The 14722-nt window shown below is 69.3% G+C and carries 12 protein-coding genes; 1 reads left to right on the top strand and 11 read right to left on the bottom strand.

The genetic code is table 11. The features are described 5' to 3' along the window. Positions 1-9: 9 nt before the first annotated feature. The 6 genes from ACWD2L_RS17610 to ACWD2L_RS17585 form a co-directional block, all read right to left on the bottom strand. A complete protein-coding gene (locus ACWD2L_RS17610; RefSeq protein ID WP_351333058.1) occupies positions 10-1620 on the bottom strand; it encodes a solute symporter family protein in 1611 nt (536 codons plus the stop codon). Next, positions 1617-2150: a DUF485 domain-containing protein gene (locus ACWD2L_RS17605; protein WP_351333055.1), complete on the bottom strand. Its 534-nt coding sequence runs from the start codon at positions 2148-2150 to the stop codon at positions 1617-1619. The genes ACWD2L_RS17610 and ACWD2L_RS17605 overlap by 4 nt, the downstream gene beginning before the upstream one ends. A 105-nt stretch (positions 2151-2255) precedes the next feature. Further along, positions 2256-2963 carry a response regulator transcription factor gene (locus ACWD2L_RS17600; protein ID WP_351333054.1) on the bottom strand — a complete coding sequence of 236 codons (708 nt, stop codon included), beginning with the start codon at positions 2961-2963 and terminating at the stop codon, positions 2256-2258. Then, positions 2960-4117 carry a sensor histidine kinase gene (locus ACWD2L_RS17595; protein WP_451190071.1) on the bottom strand — a complete coding sequence of 386 codons (1158 nt, stop codon included), beginning with the start codon at positions 4115-4117 and terminating at the stop codon, positions 2960-2962. The genes ACWD2L_RS17600 and ACWD2L_RS17595 overlap by 4 nt, the downstream gene beginning before the upstream one ends. Next, positions 4114-4620, bottom strand: coding sequence for a DUF1453 domain-containing protein (locus ACWD2L_RS17590; RefSeq protein WP_351333052.1), 507 nt, complete (start codon positions 4618-4620; stop codon positions 4114-4116). Before ACWD2L_RS17590 ends, ACWD2L_RS17595 begins: the two co-directional genes overlap by 4 nt. 195 nt (positions 4621-4815) lie before the next feature. Then, on the bottom strand, positions 4816-6939 hold the full coding sequence (locus tag ACWD2L_RS17585) for a DNA gyrase/topoisomerase IV subunit B (protein WP_351333051.1): 2124 nt from the start codon (positions 6937-6939) through the stop codon (positions 4816-4818). A gap of 440 nt (positions 6940-7379) precedes the next feature. On the opposite strand from ACWD2L_RS17585, the gene ACWD2L_RS17580 reads away from it, so the two are divergent. Continuing rightward, a complete protein-coding gene (locus ACWD2L_RS17580; protein ID WP_266714963.1) occupies positions 7380-7610 on the top strand; it encodes a DUF7455 domain-containing protein in 231 nt (76 codons plus the stop codon). 102 nt (positions 7611-7712) lie between these two features. Here ACWD2L_RS17580 and ACWD2L_RS17575 read toward each other — a convergent pair whose 3' ends face one another. From ACWD2L_RS17575 to ACWD2L_RS17555, 5 genes are all read right to left on the bottom strand, one after another. Then, the gene (locus ACWD2L_RS17575; RefSeq protein ID WP_451190067.1) at positions 7713-8546 is read right to left on the bottom strand and encodes a serine protease; all 834 of its coding nucleotides are present in this window, start codon (positions 8544-8546) and stop codon (positions 7713-7715) included. A gap of 159 nt (positions 8547-8705) precedes the next feature. Next, positions 8706-10256 (bottom strand): RNA polymerase sigma factor, encoded by a 1551-nt coding sequence (locus tag ACWD2L_RS17570; protein ID WP_351333047.1) that lies wholly within the window; start codon positions 10254-10256, stop codon positions 8706-8708. Positions 10257-10712: 456 nt separating this feature from the next. Further along, positions 10713-11597 (bottom strand): FadR/GntR family transcriptional regulator, encoded by an 885-nt coding sequence (locus tag ACWD2L_RS17565; RefSeq protein ID WP_351333044.1) that lies wholly within the window; start codon positions 11595-11597, stop codon positions 10713-10715. A 163-nt stretch (positions 11598-11760) separates the two neighbouring features. Next, positions 11761-13704, bottom strand: a complete 1944-nt coding sequence (locus ACWD2L_RS17560) for an ATP-binding cassette domain-containing protein (protein ID WP_351333042.1) — start codon at positions 13702-13704, stop codon at positions 11761-11763. Positions 13705-13927: 223 nt separating this feature from the next. Further along, the gene (locus tag ACWD2L_RS17555; RefSeq protein ID WP_351333039.1) at positions 13928-14689 is read right to left on the bottom strand and encodes an NUDIX hydrolase; all 762 of its coding nucleotides are present in this window, start codon (positions 14687-14689) and stop codon (positions 13928-13930) included. Positions 14690-14722 lie beyond the last annotated feature (33 nt).

The following is a 14722-nucleotide window of genomic DNA, read 5'->3' as shown; positions in this document are numbered from 1 at the left end:
GGGGGCCCCTCAGACCGCCCCCGCGCCCGTCAGCGCCCGCACTTCGGTCTCCGCGTGCTTGGCATCGTCCGGCTCCTCGGGGGAGGTCACGGTGCCCAGCCAGCCCGCGAGGAAGCCGAGCGGAATCGAGACGAGCCCGGGGTTCTCCAGCGGGAAGTACTGGAAGTCCACGCCGGGGAACAGCGACGTGGGGCTCCCGGAAACCACCGGGGACAGCACCACGAGCACCAACGCGGGCACCAGGCCGCCGTACACCGACCACACAGCGCCCCGCGTGGTGAAGCCCCGCCAGAACAGCGAGTAGAGCAGCACGGGCAGATTGGCCGACGCGGCGACCGCGAACGCGAGCCCGACCAGGAACGCCACGTTCAGGTCCCGCGCGAGCAGCCCGAGGCCGATCGCGACCACGCCGACACCGGCCGCGGCGATCCGCGCCACCGCGACCTCGCTCCACTGCCTGCCACCGGGCCTTCCGTCGGGGCCGCCGTTACGGAGTGAGGCGTACAGGTCGTGCGCCACGGAGGCCGAGGATGCCAGCGTGATCCCGGCGACGACGGCGAGGATGGTGGCGAAGGCGACCGCGGCGACGATCGCGAACAGCACCGTGCCACCCGTGGAGTCCGCGCCGCCGCCCAGGTCGAGGGCGAGCAGCGGTACCGCCGTGTTCCCCGCGGCATTCGAGCCCCGTACGGCCTGGGGGCCCACGAGAGCCGCGGCACCGAACCCGAGCACGATCGTCATCAGGTAGAAGCTGCCGATGAGCCCGATGGACCACACGACCGAGCGGCGCGCGGCCCGCGCGGTCGGCACGGTGTAGAAGCGCGACAGGATGTGCGGCAGACCCGCCGTGCCGAGCACGAGCGCGAGGCCCAAGCTGATGAAGTCGAAGCGAGCGGTCCAGCTCCCGCCGTACTTCAGACCGGGCACGAGGAAGTCCGATCCGTGCCCGCTGCGCGCCGCGGCGGTGCGCAGCAGCTGGTCGAAGTCGCCGTGGAAGCGCGCCAGGACGAGCACCGTCAGGACGATCGCCCCGCCCATGAGCAGGACGGCCTTCACGATCTGGATCCACGTGGTGGCCCGCATCCCTCCCATCGACACGTAGATGACCATGAGCGCGCCCACGCCGACGACGGTCCAGGCCTGCGCGGCGCCACTCGCCTTCCCCAGCAGCAGCGCGACCAGACTTCCCGCACCCACCATCTGCGCCACCAGATAGAGAACGGACACGGTGACCGAGGAAGTTCCCGCGGCGATGCGCACCGGCCGCTCCCGCATCCGGGCCGCGACGACGTCGGCGAGCGTGAACCGGCCGCAGTTGCGCACCAGTTCGGCCACGAGGAAGAGGACCACGAGCCAGGCCACAAGGAAGCCGACCGAGTACAGCAGCCCGTCGTAGCCGAACAGTGCGATCAGACCGGAGATACCGAGGAAGGACGCGGCCGACATGTAGTCACCCGCGATGGCGAATCCGTTCTCCATGGGCGAGAACAGCCGGCCGCCCGCGTAGAACTCCTCCGCCGAACCGTGTCGCTTGCGGCTCGCCCAGGTCGTGATGGCGAGCGTGACCGCCACGAACGCGCTGAACAGGACCAGCGCCAGAGTCTGGTGCGCCCCGGTCACAGTCGGCCACCCTCGCCAGGCGCAGTACCGTTCACGCGCGCTTGCTCGACGATGCCGCGCGTCATCTCCTGTGTGTCCCAGCGCAGTTCGAGTGCGGCGCGATCGCGGCGCAGCCGCGCATGGCGCGCGTACAGCCACGTCAGCAGGAACGTACTGGCGAACTGCCCGAGGCCTGCCACCATCGCCACGTTCACGACGCCCGCGACCGGTTGGGCCATCAGGCCGGGCGCCGTCGTGGCGGTCACGACGTACGCGACGTACCAGGCGAAGAAGAGCGCGGTGGCCGGGACGACGAATCGCCGGTAGCGCCTGCGCACCTCCTGAAACGCCGCGCTGCGCTGCACCTCCAGGTAGACCCCCGCCGCGCTCCGCTCGGACGGTACGGCCGGGGCAGGCACAGCAGCCACTTGCACGCCCGGGCCGCGCCAATCACCCCATTCCGAGTCCGGCTCGCCGTACCAGGGATCGCCGCTGCCCCTCGTGGCAACGGCCCTGGGCCGCGCGGCCGCGCGCCCGTCGTGCTTGTCCACCGAACTCTCCTTGTCCGCGGCCCACTGCGGCCGCGGACCAAGGATGGACAGATCGGGAAGATCCCGGACGCTCTCCGCAGCCCCTTCACCCCATTAGGTGATGGGCTAGGTGATGGGCGCCCCCGGCGGCTTCGCGAGTCCGTGTCGATACGCGTAACGGACAGCCTGGGCACGGTCCTTGAGTCCGGTCTTCGCGAACAGGTTGTTGATGTGGGTCTTCACCGTGGCCGTGGAGACATGCAGCGCCCGGGCGATCTCCTGGTTCGTCAGACCGTCGGCGATCAGCACCAGGACCTCGGCCTCCCGCGCCGTGAGGCCGTCGGGTGGCTCTATGGGAACCGGCACGGTGGTCTCGGGCTGCGACAGTCTCTCCAGGAGCCGCCGCTGAATCTGCGGCGAGAGGCCCGCGTCACCGGACAGCACGCCCTCCACCGCCCGGACGATCTCGTCCCCGTCGGCATCCTTCGTGAGATAGCCGCGCGCTCCCGCCCTGAGGGCCGGAAAGAGCGACTCGTCATCGGCGTACGTGGTCAGGATGACGACCTGGGTGCCCGGGTACTCCTGCCGGATCCGTCTGGTCGCCTCCGCACCGTCGCAGCGCGGCATACGAAGGTCCATCAGAACGACGTCCGGGGACAGTTCGGCCACGAGCGCGACCGCCTCTTCACCGTCTCCCCCGGAGCCGACGACCTCGATGCCGGGCAGCAGTCCGAGCAGCATCACGATGCCTTCACGCACCACCGTCTGGTCATCTACCACCAGCACGCGGGCCGGTGGCTTCCCCGCGCGCTCCCCCGCCTCTGCTCCGCTCATACGGGAACCTTCAACTTGACCACGAAACCCTCCTCGTACGGCCCCGCCTCGAGCGTGCCACCCAACAACTCGGCACGCTCCTTCATCCCCAACAGACCGTAACCGCCACCACTGACAGTGAGCTCCTCGTGAGGCCGGGAAGCTCCCGAATCCCGTACTTCCAGGGCCACTTCGCCCGGCCAGTACTCCAGCCGGATGTCCGTCTTCGCGCCCGGCGCGTGTTTGCGGACGTTCGTCAGCGCCTCCTGCGCGACCCTGCGCACGGTCTGGGACGCCTCGACGGGCAGCGGCCGGCGCCCGCCTTCCACCGTGAGCGCCGCCCCGTCCGAGGCCGCGACCAGCTCCCGTAGGAAGTCCTCCAGCGGTGTCGTCTCGCCCCTCAGCGCGGACAGGGCGTGCCGGGTCTCGTCGAGTCCGTCCCGGGCCATGCCGCGCGCCGCCACGACGCGCTCGAGGATCTGGTCCCGGTCCGCACCGCGCTCGATGAGGAGCCGGGCCGCCTCCAGATGCACGAGTTGGGCGGAGAGGCTGTGTGCGAGGACGTCGTGGATCTCGCGTGCGATGCGCGACCGCTCGGCGAGCGCCGCCGACTCGGCCTCGGCGGTACGCGCGGCACGCTCCTGCTCCAGGGCCCGCTGCGTACTTCCCCGCGCCTCCGCGTCCAGACGCAGCACGTACCCGGAGAGGCAGAGGCCGACAGCGACGGCGGCGGTGGTCAGCCAGGCGTCATTGTTGACCACCGCGAACCCGGTGAGTGCCACCACGGTGGCGGGCACGCACGCGGCCAGGGGCAGCCGCTCCAGCGCCGAGACCGCGCAGCCGCACCACAGCACGATGGCCGGCCCGATGAATCCGGCCCACTGAGCCAGCACGGCGACCGCCACCAGAAACGCCAGCAGCCCGAGAGAGGGCCACAGTCGGTGGTCGAGCGTGGTGCGGAAGAAGGCCCACGCTGCCACCGCGCAAACGATCAGCAGCACGGGGGCGAGGATCAGCGCCCATTCGCTGACGTCGCGCTGCGTGACGGCGGTCCACACCAGGACCACGACCACGACCACCCGCACCGCGCGGGTGAGCATGACTCTGGCACGGGTGACGCCCTCGCGGGAGAGCGCCTCCCGGGAGGGCCATTTCGTCCAGTTTCCGCGGATCACCTACGGTCCTCCCACGCCGGCTGGGCGACAGGACCAACGTACGCCGAGCGCTCCCGGTCGGCCCGCAGCATCAGCAGGCCCGAGCGGACCAGGAGCGAGACGGCGAAGCCGAGCATCAGGCCGGAGCTGCCGAGATGGATGCCCAGCGCCAGACCGATGCCGGCCACGCACGCGCGGGCCGCGACCCCACCGAGCCAGGCACCTGCCGTCGCGACGGTGCCCTTGGTCCACACGTCGCCGTGCTCGTCCGTCCAGACGCGGGTCGTGAACGCCCACCCGACACCTATGCCCACGCTCACCAGTATCTCGACGGCAAGCAGCACGGCTGAACCCGTCACATGGTGGGGATCCGTCACCCCGCCGTCCTTCACCGCGAGGACCGCGAGGATCGCAGGCAGGAGCCACCACTTCCGGTCGCCGGACAGGCGCTCCGTCTTGAACTGGCGCACCAGGACGAGTGCGACGACGGCGACAATCACCAAGACGGTGGGGAGCCCGGACATGACTGCCTCCGTGGAGCGGTCGGGAGCGAAGTGGTTCAACGCCTTCGACGCTACGGAAACCGGCAGGTCAGGAGATCGGACCCGGGGTGGACCACGGGTGGATCATGCGGCTCCACCCGTGGGTGGAGCCGCATGATGTGGACTGCGTGGTGGGGAGCGCGCTCGGCACGTCCCCCGGCCTCATCGTCGCCACAGCTACATGTCGATGCGCGACCGGTCGAGGGTCGAGGCGGAGCTGCTGATGAACTCCTTGCGGGGCGCCACGTCATTGCCCATCAGCAGGTCGAAGACATGCTCCGCCGCCTCAAGCTCGCCGATGTTGATCCGGCGCAGCGTGCGGTAGCGCGGGTCCATCGTGGTCTCCGCGAGCTGGTCGGCGTCCATCTCGCCGAGACCCTTGTACCGCTGGATCGAGTCCTTGTACCGCACATTCTTGCGCTGGAGCTCGAGCAGCGTCTCGCGCAGTTCCCGGTCCGAGTACGTGTAGATGTACTTGTCCTGGCCCTTCTTCGGCTGGACCAGCTCGATGCGGTGCAGGGGCGGTACGGCGGCGAAGACACGGCCGGCCTCGATCATCGGCCGCATGTAGCGCTGGAACAGCGTCAGCAGCAGCGTACGGATGTGCGCGCCGTCGACGTCGGCGTCGACGAGCAGGATGATCTTGCCGTAGCGCGCCGCGTCGATGTCGAAGGTCCGACCGGACCCAGCTCCTATGACCTGGATGATGGCGCCGCACTCCACGTTCTTCAGCATGTCCGTCACGGACGACTTCTGAACGTTGAGGATCTTGCCGCGGATCGGCAGCAGGGCCTGGAACTCGGAGTTCCGGGCGAGCTTGGCAGTGCCGAGCGCGGAGTCGCCCTCGACGATGAACAGCTCGCTGCGCTCCACGTCGTCGCTGCGGCAGTCCGCGAGCTTGGCGGGGAGGGACGAGGACTCCAGAGCCGTCTTACGGCGTTGCGCGTCCTTGTGCTGACGCGCGGCGATGCGGGTACGGGCCGCGGCGACGGCCTTCTCCATGACGGCGCGGGCCTGCGACTTGGCATCGCGCTTGGTGGACGACAGGAACGCCTTGAGCTCCGTGGCCACGACATTCGCGACGATCCTGTTGGCCGCGGAGGTACCGAGGACCTCCTTGGTCTGGCCCTCGAACTGCGGCTCGGCCAGACGCACCGTGACGACGGCCGTAAGGCCCTCCAGGGCGTCGTCCTTGACGACGTCGTCCTCGGCCACGCGCAGCACCTTCTGGGCGCGCAGCACCTCGTTCATCGTCTTCGTGAGCGAGCGCTCGAAGCCCGCCACATGAGTACCGCCCTTGGGCGTGGCGATGATGTTCACGAACGACTTGATGCTCGCGTCGTACCCGGTGCCCCAGCGCAGCGCGATGTCGACAGCGAGCTCGCGCTGGACCTCGGTCGGCGTCATCTGGCCGTGCTCGTCGAGCACGGGGACGGTCTCCTTGAAGGTGCCCTGCCCGGTGAAGCGGAGGACGTCGCAGACCGGCCTGTCCTGCGCCAGGTACTCGCAGAACTCACTGATGCCGCCGTCGAAACGGAAGGATTCCTCGCCCTTGCTGCCGCCCTCGCCGAGACCGAACTCGTCACGGACGACGATGGTCAGCCCTGGCACCAGGAAGGCGGTCTGCCGTGCGCGCTGGTGCAGATCCCCGAGGGAGAGCTTGGCGTCCTTCAGGAAGATCTGGCGATCCGCCCAGTAGCGGACGCGGGTCCCCCGGCGTGCCTTCGGGACCTTCTTGACCTTGCTCAGTCGTGCCGAGGGGTCGAACGACGCGTCGGGTCCAGGCTTGGCGAAGGCGCCAGGGACGCCCCGCCGGAAGCTGATGGCGTGCGTGTGCCCGCCGAGATCCACTTCGACGTCGAGGCGCGCCGACAGCGCGTTCACCACGGAGGCGCCCACGCCGTGCAGACCGCCGGAGGCCGCGTATGCGCCGCCTCCGAACTTGCCGCCCGCGTGGAGCTTGGTCATGACGACCTCGACCCCGGAGAGGCCTGTCTTGGGCTCGACGTCCACGGGGATGCCGCGGCCGTTGTCCCTCACCTCTACGGAGGCGTCGTCGTGCAGGATCACCTCGATGCGGTCGCAGTAGCCACCGAGGGCCTCGTCGACGGAGTTGTCGATGATCTCCCAGAGGCAGTGCATCAAACCGCGGCTGTCGGTCGAGCCGATGTACATGCCCGGACGCTTGCGTACGGCTTCGAGCCCCTCAAGGACGAGCAGGTGCCGCGCGGTGTAGTTGGAACCGTCCCGGTCTGCTCCGGTCAGCAGCGCTGTGGACGGCACGGACGTATCGGCGGTCACGCGGTTCGCTCCTCGCTGAATTTCAGATGGGCCCCTCACGAATGAAGGGCCGGCGTCGGTCGCCGTTCAGAGGGTACCGAGGCCTGGTAGAGCCTTTGTCACGCCACCCTCACCTCAGCCCAGACTAGTCCAGGGTCGTATGAATGTTCGATCCCTCGATGGAGTGACGCCCACATCACGTTCCCTTCCAGGCATGAACCATTTAGGCTCCGGGCACGTCCTCATGAACAAACCGGCAACCAGCCGGGGGAGGACCGACCTGACAGAACGCGCGAACCCGTAAGACGTTAGAGACGCAATACGGCACATTCGCCGCCACCCGGCGACAGACAGCCGGCCTCGGAGAAATTTTTCGAGGAAAAGCCGCGAGCGGGAACGTTTTCGGCCTGGTTGGATGTTGACCCTGGTACGACAGCTCGTCGAGCTAGAGAAGAGGCGACGTGACTACTGTTCTGACCCCCGCGACCCCCCTGACGGCCGCTGACCGCTGTGACCGTTGCGGCGCCCAGGCATATCTGCGCGTCGTTCTGATCAGCGGTGGTGAACTGCTCTTCTGCGCCCACCACGGTCGCAAGTTCGAGCCGGAACTCAAGAAGATCGCCGCTGAGATACAGGACGAGACGGAGCGGCTCACCGCCGATCCGGCAAGCGCCGAGACCGAGGAACGCTGACGCCTCGCACACACGACGAGCCAGCTCCGGCATCAGGCCGGTGATCGGGCGGCCGCCCCTGACCCCAGGGGCAGCCGCCCGTCCTCGTATCCATACGTCGTGTCAGGCGCGCCCCTGCAGGACCCGCAGCGCCTCCGAGGCGCGGGTGTAGACACCCGGGCTGCCCGCGCGCCCGCACCCACTCCCCCACGACACAAGACCGATCAGCTTGCCCTTGGCGACCAGCGGCCCGCCGCTGTCTCCCTGGCAGGCGTCCTTGCCACCGGCGGACTCGCCCGCGCAGAGCATCGACGAGGGTTTGTACGTCCCGTCCGTGCCGCCCGGCGGATACGCCCGCTTGCACTCGGCGTCGGCGAGCACACGCACCTTCGCGGCATGCAGCGTATGGGCGTAGTCGCCCGCTCCCGTCGTGTCGCCCCACCCGTAGACGGACGCGCCGGTGCCGGCCTTGTACGCCGAGTCACCGTCGTGCGCCATCGGCAGCACGTATCCCTCGGGTAGCCGCGTGGCGAGTGTGAGGACCGCCACATCGCCGGCGTTCGTCCGGCTGTCGTACGCCGGATTGATTCGTTCACTGCGCACGGACAGCTCGTCACCGTCGGACGTCTCGAGATCGCCGCGGCCGGAGATCACCTTGAGGTCCCGCACCTGATCGCGCGGCACCCCGAGTACGTCCTCGCTCAGGCAGTGCGCCGCGGTGAGGACCGTCGACCGTCCGACGACCACTCCCCCGCAGAACTGACCCGCGCGGGTACCGCCGAACCGGTCACGGCTTGCGAGCGCCACGGTCCAGGGACTCTTGGCCGCGTCGACCTGACGGCCTCCGACAATTCCCTCGTCGGCGGCCGCTGGCTGGGGACAAGCCAACGGCAGCACCGCCGCCGCGGCCAGCGTGGCCAGTGGGGCGGTCAGCACTCTCGTGAAAGAGCGACGCATACGGTCTCCTCACTCAGGGTTGCAACGGCACACCCAGAGTCATTCAGTGCGACACGCCGCGCACTGCGAGGATCCGCCCACAGCCGACGACGAAGGCCCGGCACAATTCCCGCGAGCGGGAATGTGCCGGGCCTTCTGAGGGCCGTACAGCGCCTGTGGCTAGTCGAGGTAGTCCCGCAGGACCTGCGAGCGCGACGGGTGGCGCAGCTTCGACATCGTCTTGGACTCGATCTGGCGGATGCGCTCACGCGTCACGCCGTAGACCTTGCCGATCTCGTCGAGGGTCTTCGGCTGACCGTCGGTGAGACCGAAGCGCATGGAGACGACGCCCGCCTCACGCTCGGACAGGGTGTCGAGCACGGAGTGCAGCTGCTCCTGGAGGAGTGTGAAGCTGACGGCGTCGGCCGGTACGACGGCCTCGGAGTCCTCGATGAGGTCACCGAACTCGCTGTCGCCGTCCTCGCCCAGGGGGGTGTGCAGGGAGATCGGCTCACGACCGTACTTCTGGACCTCGATGACCTTTTCAGGGGTCATGTCGAGCTCCTTGGCCAGCTCCTCCGGGGTGGGCTCGCGGCCCAGGTCCTGGAGCATCTGGCGCTGCACGCGCGCGAGCTTGTTGATGACCTCGACCATGTGCACCGGGATACGGATGGTGCGGGCCTGGTCGGCCATGGCGCGGGTGATCGCCTGACGGATCCACCAGGTGGCGTACGTCGAGAACTTGTAGCCCTTGGTGTAGTCGAACTTCTCGACCGCACGGATCAGACCGAGGTTGCCCTCCTGGATGAGGTCCAGGAAGAGCATGCCGCGACCGGTGTAGCGCTTGGCCAGGGAGACCACCAGGCGGAGGTTGGCCTCCAGGAGGTGGTTCTTGGCGCGGCGGCCGTCCTCGGCGATGATCTCCAGCTCGCGCTTGAGCTTGGGAGCGAGCTTGTCGGCGTTGGCCAGCTTGTCCTCCGCGAACAGGCCGGCCTCGATGCGCTTGGCGAGCTCGACCTCCTGCTCCGCGTTGAGCAGCGGGACCTTGCCGATCTGCTTCAGGTAGTCCTTGACCGGGTCGGCGGTGGCACCGGCGGCGGCGACCTGCTGGGCCGGCGCGTCGTCCTCGTCGTCGTCGGACAGGACAAAGCCCTGCCCCTCCTTCTCCTCGGCAGGCTCGCCCTCGCCGGCCTTACCGGCGGCGGGGGTGGTCTCCTCGGTCGCCTCGTCCTCAAGAAGGTCGTCGTCCTTCTTGGTGGCGGTCTTCTTCGCGGCAGCCTTCTTGGCGACCGTCTTCTTGGCAGCGGCCTTCTTGGCCGGCGCCTTCTTCGCCACAGCCTTCTTGGCCGACTCGGCCTCTTCGTCGACGGCCTCGACGGCCGGCGGCTCGGGAGTGGCGGTGGCGGCGACCTGCTTGGCGGTGACCGTCTTGGCCGCGACGGTCTTGGTCGCGGTGCGCTTGACCGGACTCTTGGCTGCGACGCTGCTCTTTCGGGGACGCTTGGGCTCAGCGGCACTGACCATCAGCGTCACACCCTCTTCCTCGAGGATCTGGTTGAGGCTGCGCAGAACGTTCTTCCACTGAGTGGCCGGAATCTGGTCGGCTTCGAAGGCACGGCGCACGTCGTCGCCGGCGATCTGGCCATCAGCCTTTCCCCGCTCAATGAGCGCCATGACAGAGACGGATTCGGCGATCTCCGGCGGGAGCGTACGGGATGTGCTGGCCGACACGAACAACCTCTCGGAACGTTGGAAAACGGCTTCCGGCCCCGTCCTGTGTGGACCGGAGCCGACGACCGCCGGCTTGGGGATGGGCCGACGGCGCGGGCAGGAGCCTGGGAGATGGACAGCGCCACAAGCGGCTGCTGTATTCCCTCCTCGGCTGTCACCTCTTAGGTCATCGCGCTGCCCCGAAGAGCGTTACGCCCAATCTGCGTGGCCCGAGTCACACCACGTTATCGGTCAAAGACTGACCGATACGGACAGAACAGGCCATGCGGCTGAACTCGTCCGGGCACATAACGACCTCGAAGAAACGGATCTCCTAGAGGAGAACGGGCCTTCCGCCTACGCCTCGAGTCGCCGGATGGCGCCCTCCTACACATGCTCCGTACCCACGTCGCACATGCGGCACCGTCCGGCGACACATGGTTCGCCCTCCCTCGCCCTGCCGCGCCCCTGGCGCGGTCAGTGCTCGCGGGGAGCCGGCACCACGCGCTCCACCTCGGGGTGGACGATGAGCAGCTGCCGCATGGCCGCCTCGGCGCCCGCGCCGTCGCCCGCGGCGAGCGCGTCGACGATGCGCGCGTGGTGCACGACGACCGCCTCGTTCGGACGGTCGCAGCCGATGACGGGACCGCCGGAGACGTGCAGGGCGGCGGACACGATGCCGGAGAGGTGCTCGAGCATCCTGTTGCCCGCGAGCTGGATGAGCAGCGAGTGGAACTCCGCGTCGGCGCGCGAGAACGTGATCGAGTCGCCCTGGCCGAGCGCGTGCCGCATGATCTCCACCATGTCGGCCAGTCGCTGCTGCACGTCCTCCCTGCCGTGACCCGCGGCGAGCCGCGCGGCGAGTGGCTCGATCGTCCACCGCAGCTCACTCAGCTCGCGCCGCTGGTCGTCGCGCTGCGGCCCGAAGGCGCGCCATTCGATGATGTCCGGGTCCAGCAGGTTCCAGTCGCTGACCGGCCGCACGCGCGTGCCGACGTTCGGCCGGGCGCTGACGAGGCCCTTGGCCTCCAGTACACGCAGGGACTCACGAACGACGGTGCGGGAGACCTCGAATCGCTGGCCGATCTCCTCCGGAACCAGCGGGCGGTCGGCGCCGAGATCGCCGGAGACGATCATCTGCCCGAGCTGCTGGACGAGTTGGCCGTGCAGACCGCGCCCCCGGCTGCCCCCGGCACGTCGGCCCACCCGGCCGAGATCCGGGTCCGGGCTCTCCCACGCAGGGCCGCCGACGCGCCCGGCGGTCGACTCCATGTAGGGGTAGCGGTCGAGTTCGCCCGGTCCTGCGAGGCCGGAGTCGGCGGAGCGGGCGGCGGTCATCATGGTGTGCGCAAGGGTACTCACGGAATCTGTTGTCGGCGCCGTCCCCAACTCCCTTGAGGTCTTTGGTGAAAAGCACACGAAAGGGTGATCTCCCTCCTCGCCGCACTTGACGCCTTATCGGAAAGAAATGGGCGTTCCACGGGGAGTTGCGCTCAGCGAGGCACCGGAAGACGTCGGCCGGTCGTCACCGCACCCGGGTACGCAGTGCTGTGAGCAGATATGCGCAGAGCAGAGCACCCAGCGACAACATCAGCGCGCCGCCCACGGGTTGAGTGATCATCCGCATTCCGGCAGCGGCGAACCGCTCGATCCCGAACGGCCAGTCCACCAGGGCAAGATCACGCAGGCGCCCCGGAAGTCCCGCCGCCGTTCGCACAGATGGTCCCTCCAAGACCTTCTGTACGAGCGGCACGATGATGATCGGCACGGCCACCACGGCGGCCAGTCCGGCCGCCGTGGACCGGAACAGACCGGACGCGAGGACGCCCGCCCAGGCGCACCCGACGACCAGAGCGAGCCAACTCGCACTCAGGGAAAGCCACTCGGCGGGAACTTGTGTGAGCTCCGATCCGTATACGAGGTGGAGCAGCGCGGCATCGCAGGCGACGGTGAGCACGCCCAGAAGGAGGGCAGCCGCCGCGCCGACGAGCAGCTTCGCGGCGAGAAGTCCCAGGCGGCGGGGGACGGTTCCGCGGTCGGCTGCGAGTGCGGGGTGGCGGAACTCGTCGCCGAAGGCGAAGGCACCGAGCAGTCCCGCGCCCAGGGCGGCGGGCGGCAGGGGAAGCACCTGCGGCCAGGCGGCGATCAGACGTGGCTGCGACGTGTGTCCGGTACGTGCGAGCAGCACGGAAAGGAGTGCGGAGACGGCGAGAACGAGTGCGACGGTGACATGTCCGGTCGCGATGCCGGTCGCGCGACGCAGTTCGTAGCGCACCGGACGCAGCGGGCCGCGGGCGGTGCGCACGGTGATCGGTGGCGGCAACGTCGGGAGTGCGACGGGCGTATCGCGTGCGGATTCGGCGTCAGGCGCACGGTCGTTCGAGGCGGTTCGAGGCTGTGCCGCCGGAGGCGACGCGGCATCGGCGAGTGGCACGAATGTACTGGTGGGGGTGAGGGGGTTGAGGGGCGCGGTCGCCGCAGGGGTATGCGTCCGGCTGTCACTCCCGACGCCGGTTGGGGCGTGGGGGCCCGTGTCGGCATCGCCACCGTCGCTGTCCGACCGGCCTTCGGTGACCACGGGTACCGCCGCCGAAGGGCCCGCATCGCCGATCTCGTCGGCGAGTTGGTGCACGAGGACGCCGTGCCGGAACGCGATGTCCCCGACGTCCGCGCAGGTGCTGCCGTACACAGAGAGTCGACTGCCGTCCTCCGTGACCACTTCGACCGAGCGCTTGGCCGTGCGCGCCTCCTTCGCCAGGAGGACGCCGAACCTCGCGGCGTGCGGGCTGCGGACAGCGACCCGGGGCCGCAGCCGGGTCCGCGCGAAGTCGGCGACATCCTGGTCGGCCACCACCTTGCCGGCGTCGAGCGTGACGACGCGGTCGGCGACCCGGGCCGCCTCTTTGGCGTCGCTGGTGGTGAAGAGGACCGTGCCACCGAGTGCGGCATACGACCTCAGGATGCCGTGCAGCCACCTGCCCTCCCGGGCGGAGAGGCCGCCCGCGGGGTCATCGAGCACCAGCGTGTGGGGATCGGCGAGCAGCGCGCAGGCCAGCCCGAGCCGTCGGTCCATGCCGCGCGACAGGGTGCCCAGGCGTTCCTGTCGCAGGCTTACGAGGCCCACCACTTCAAGTACTTCGTCCGCGCGTCTCACGGGCACGCCGGCCGCGGAGCAGAGCATGCGCAGGTGCCCCCGGACCGTTCGGGCCGGATGTCCCGGCACATCGCCGAGCAACACGCCGACTTCCCGCGCGGGATGCGCGATGCGGTGCAGCGGGCGACCTCTGAAGTAGGTGGCGCCACGGCCTTGTTGGAGTTCGAGCATCAGGCGTACAGCTGTCGTCTTGCCCGACCGCCGTGCGCCGAGCAGGGCGGTGACGCGGCCGGCGCGCGCGTCGAAGGACACGTCGTCGACCGCGGGCGGGCTCCCCTTGCGTGCGTTACTCGTCAGTCCGGTGGCCTGGATCATCGCTTCTCTCGCAGGATGGGCGACCGCTCGGCGGCCGGGACCCACCCGCCGGCAGGGCGACGGGCAAACCCCTTGTACTGCAGCAAGATAACGCGATATTTAGCACTTTTCGGGCATCGTGCTGACGGGAGTGCCCGCGATTCCGGGCCTGCTCCAGTACGCCGTGACCCATCGATCGCCGCCCACACCGAGCGTGCGCCGCCCCGCGTCCCCCAGGAATCGATCAGGCTTCCGGTCGGAGCATCGGCGGGTTGAGGAGCGTGGCCCCACCGGCCCGGAAGAGCTGGGCCGGCCGACCGCCCTGACGGGTAGTGGTGCCGCCGGTCGGCACCAGGAAACCCGGCGTGCCCGTCACCTTGCGGTGAAAATTGCGCGGGTCGAGGGCAACACCCCACACGGCTTCATAGACGCGGCGCAGCTCGCCGACGGTGAACTCGGACGGGCAGAACGCCGTCGCGAGCGAGGAGTACTCGATCTTGGAGCGCGCCCGCTCCACGCCGTCCGCCAGGATCTGCGCGTGGTCGAAGGCCAACGGTGCCGCCTGCTCGTCCTCGCGCCCGTAGCCGCCGCGCTTCAGCAGCGCCTCCACGGGGGCCCACCGTGCGCTGTGCGCGTCGCCGCCGGGACGCGGCGCGGGCAGGTCAGGGGCGAGCGCCAGGTGGGCGACGCTGACCACACGCATCCGGGGATCCCTCTTCGGGTCGCCGTATGTGGCCAGCTGCTCCAGGTGCGCGCCGTTGTCCTGCGCCGGTGTCATCGGGTCGTGGGCGCACAGCCCCGTCTCCTCGATCAGCTCGCGCGCGGCCGCCGCCGTCAGGGCCTCTTCGTCCCGTACGAACCCGCCGGGCAAGGCCCAACGCCCTTGAAACGGCGGTTCACCACGGCGTACCGCCAGCGCACACAGCGCGTGACGGCGCACGGTCAGCACGACCAGATCGACGGTGACTGCGAAGGGCGGAAAGGCCGATGGGTCGTAGGGCGACATGGAACGATCATAGTCGTCTGCCTGACGATAAAC

The sequence above is a fragment of the Streptomyces sp. NPDC002754 genome (assembly GCF_053592315.1).
The sequence above is the reverse complement of the archived record's forward strand: the minus strand, read 5'-3'. Positions and strand labels throughout refer to the sequence as shown.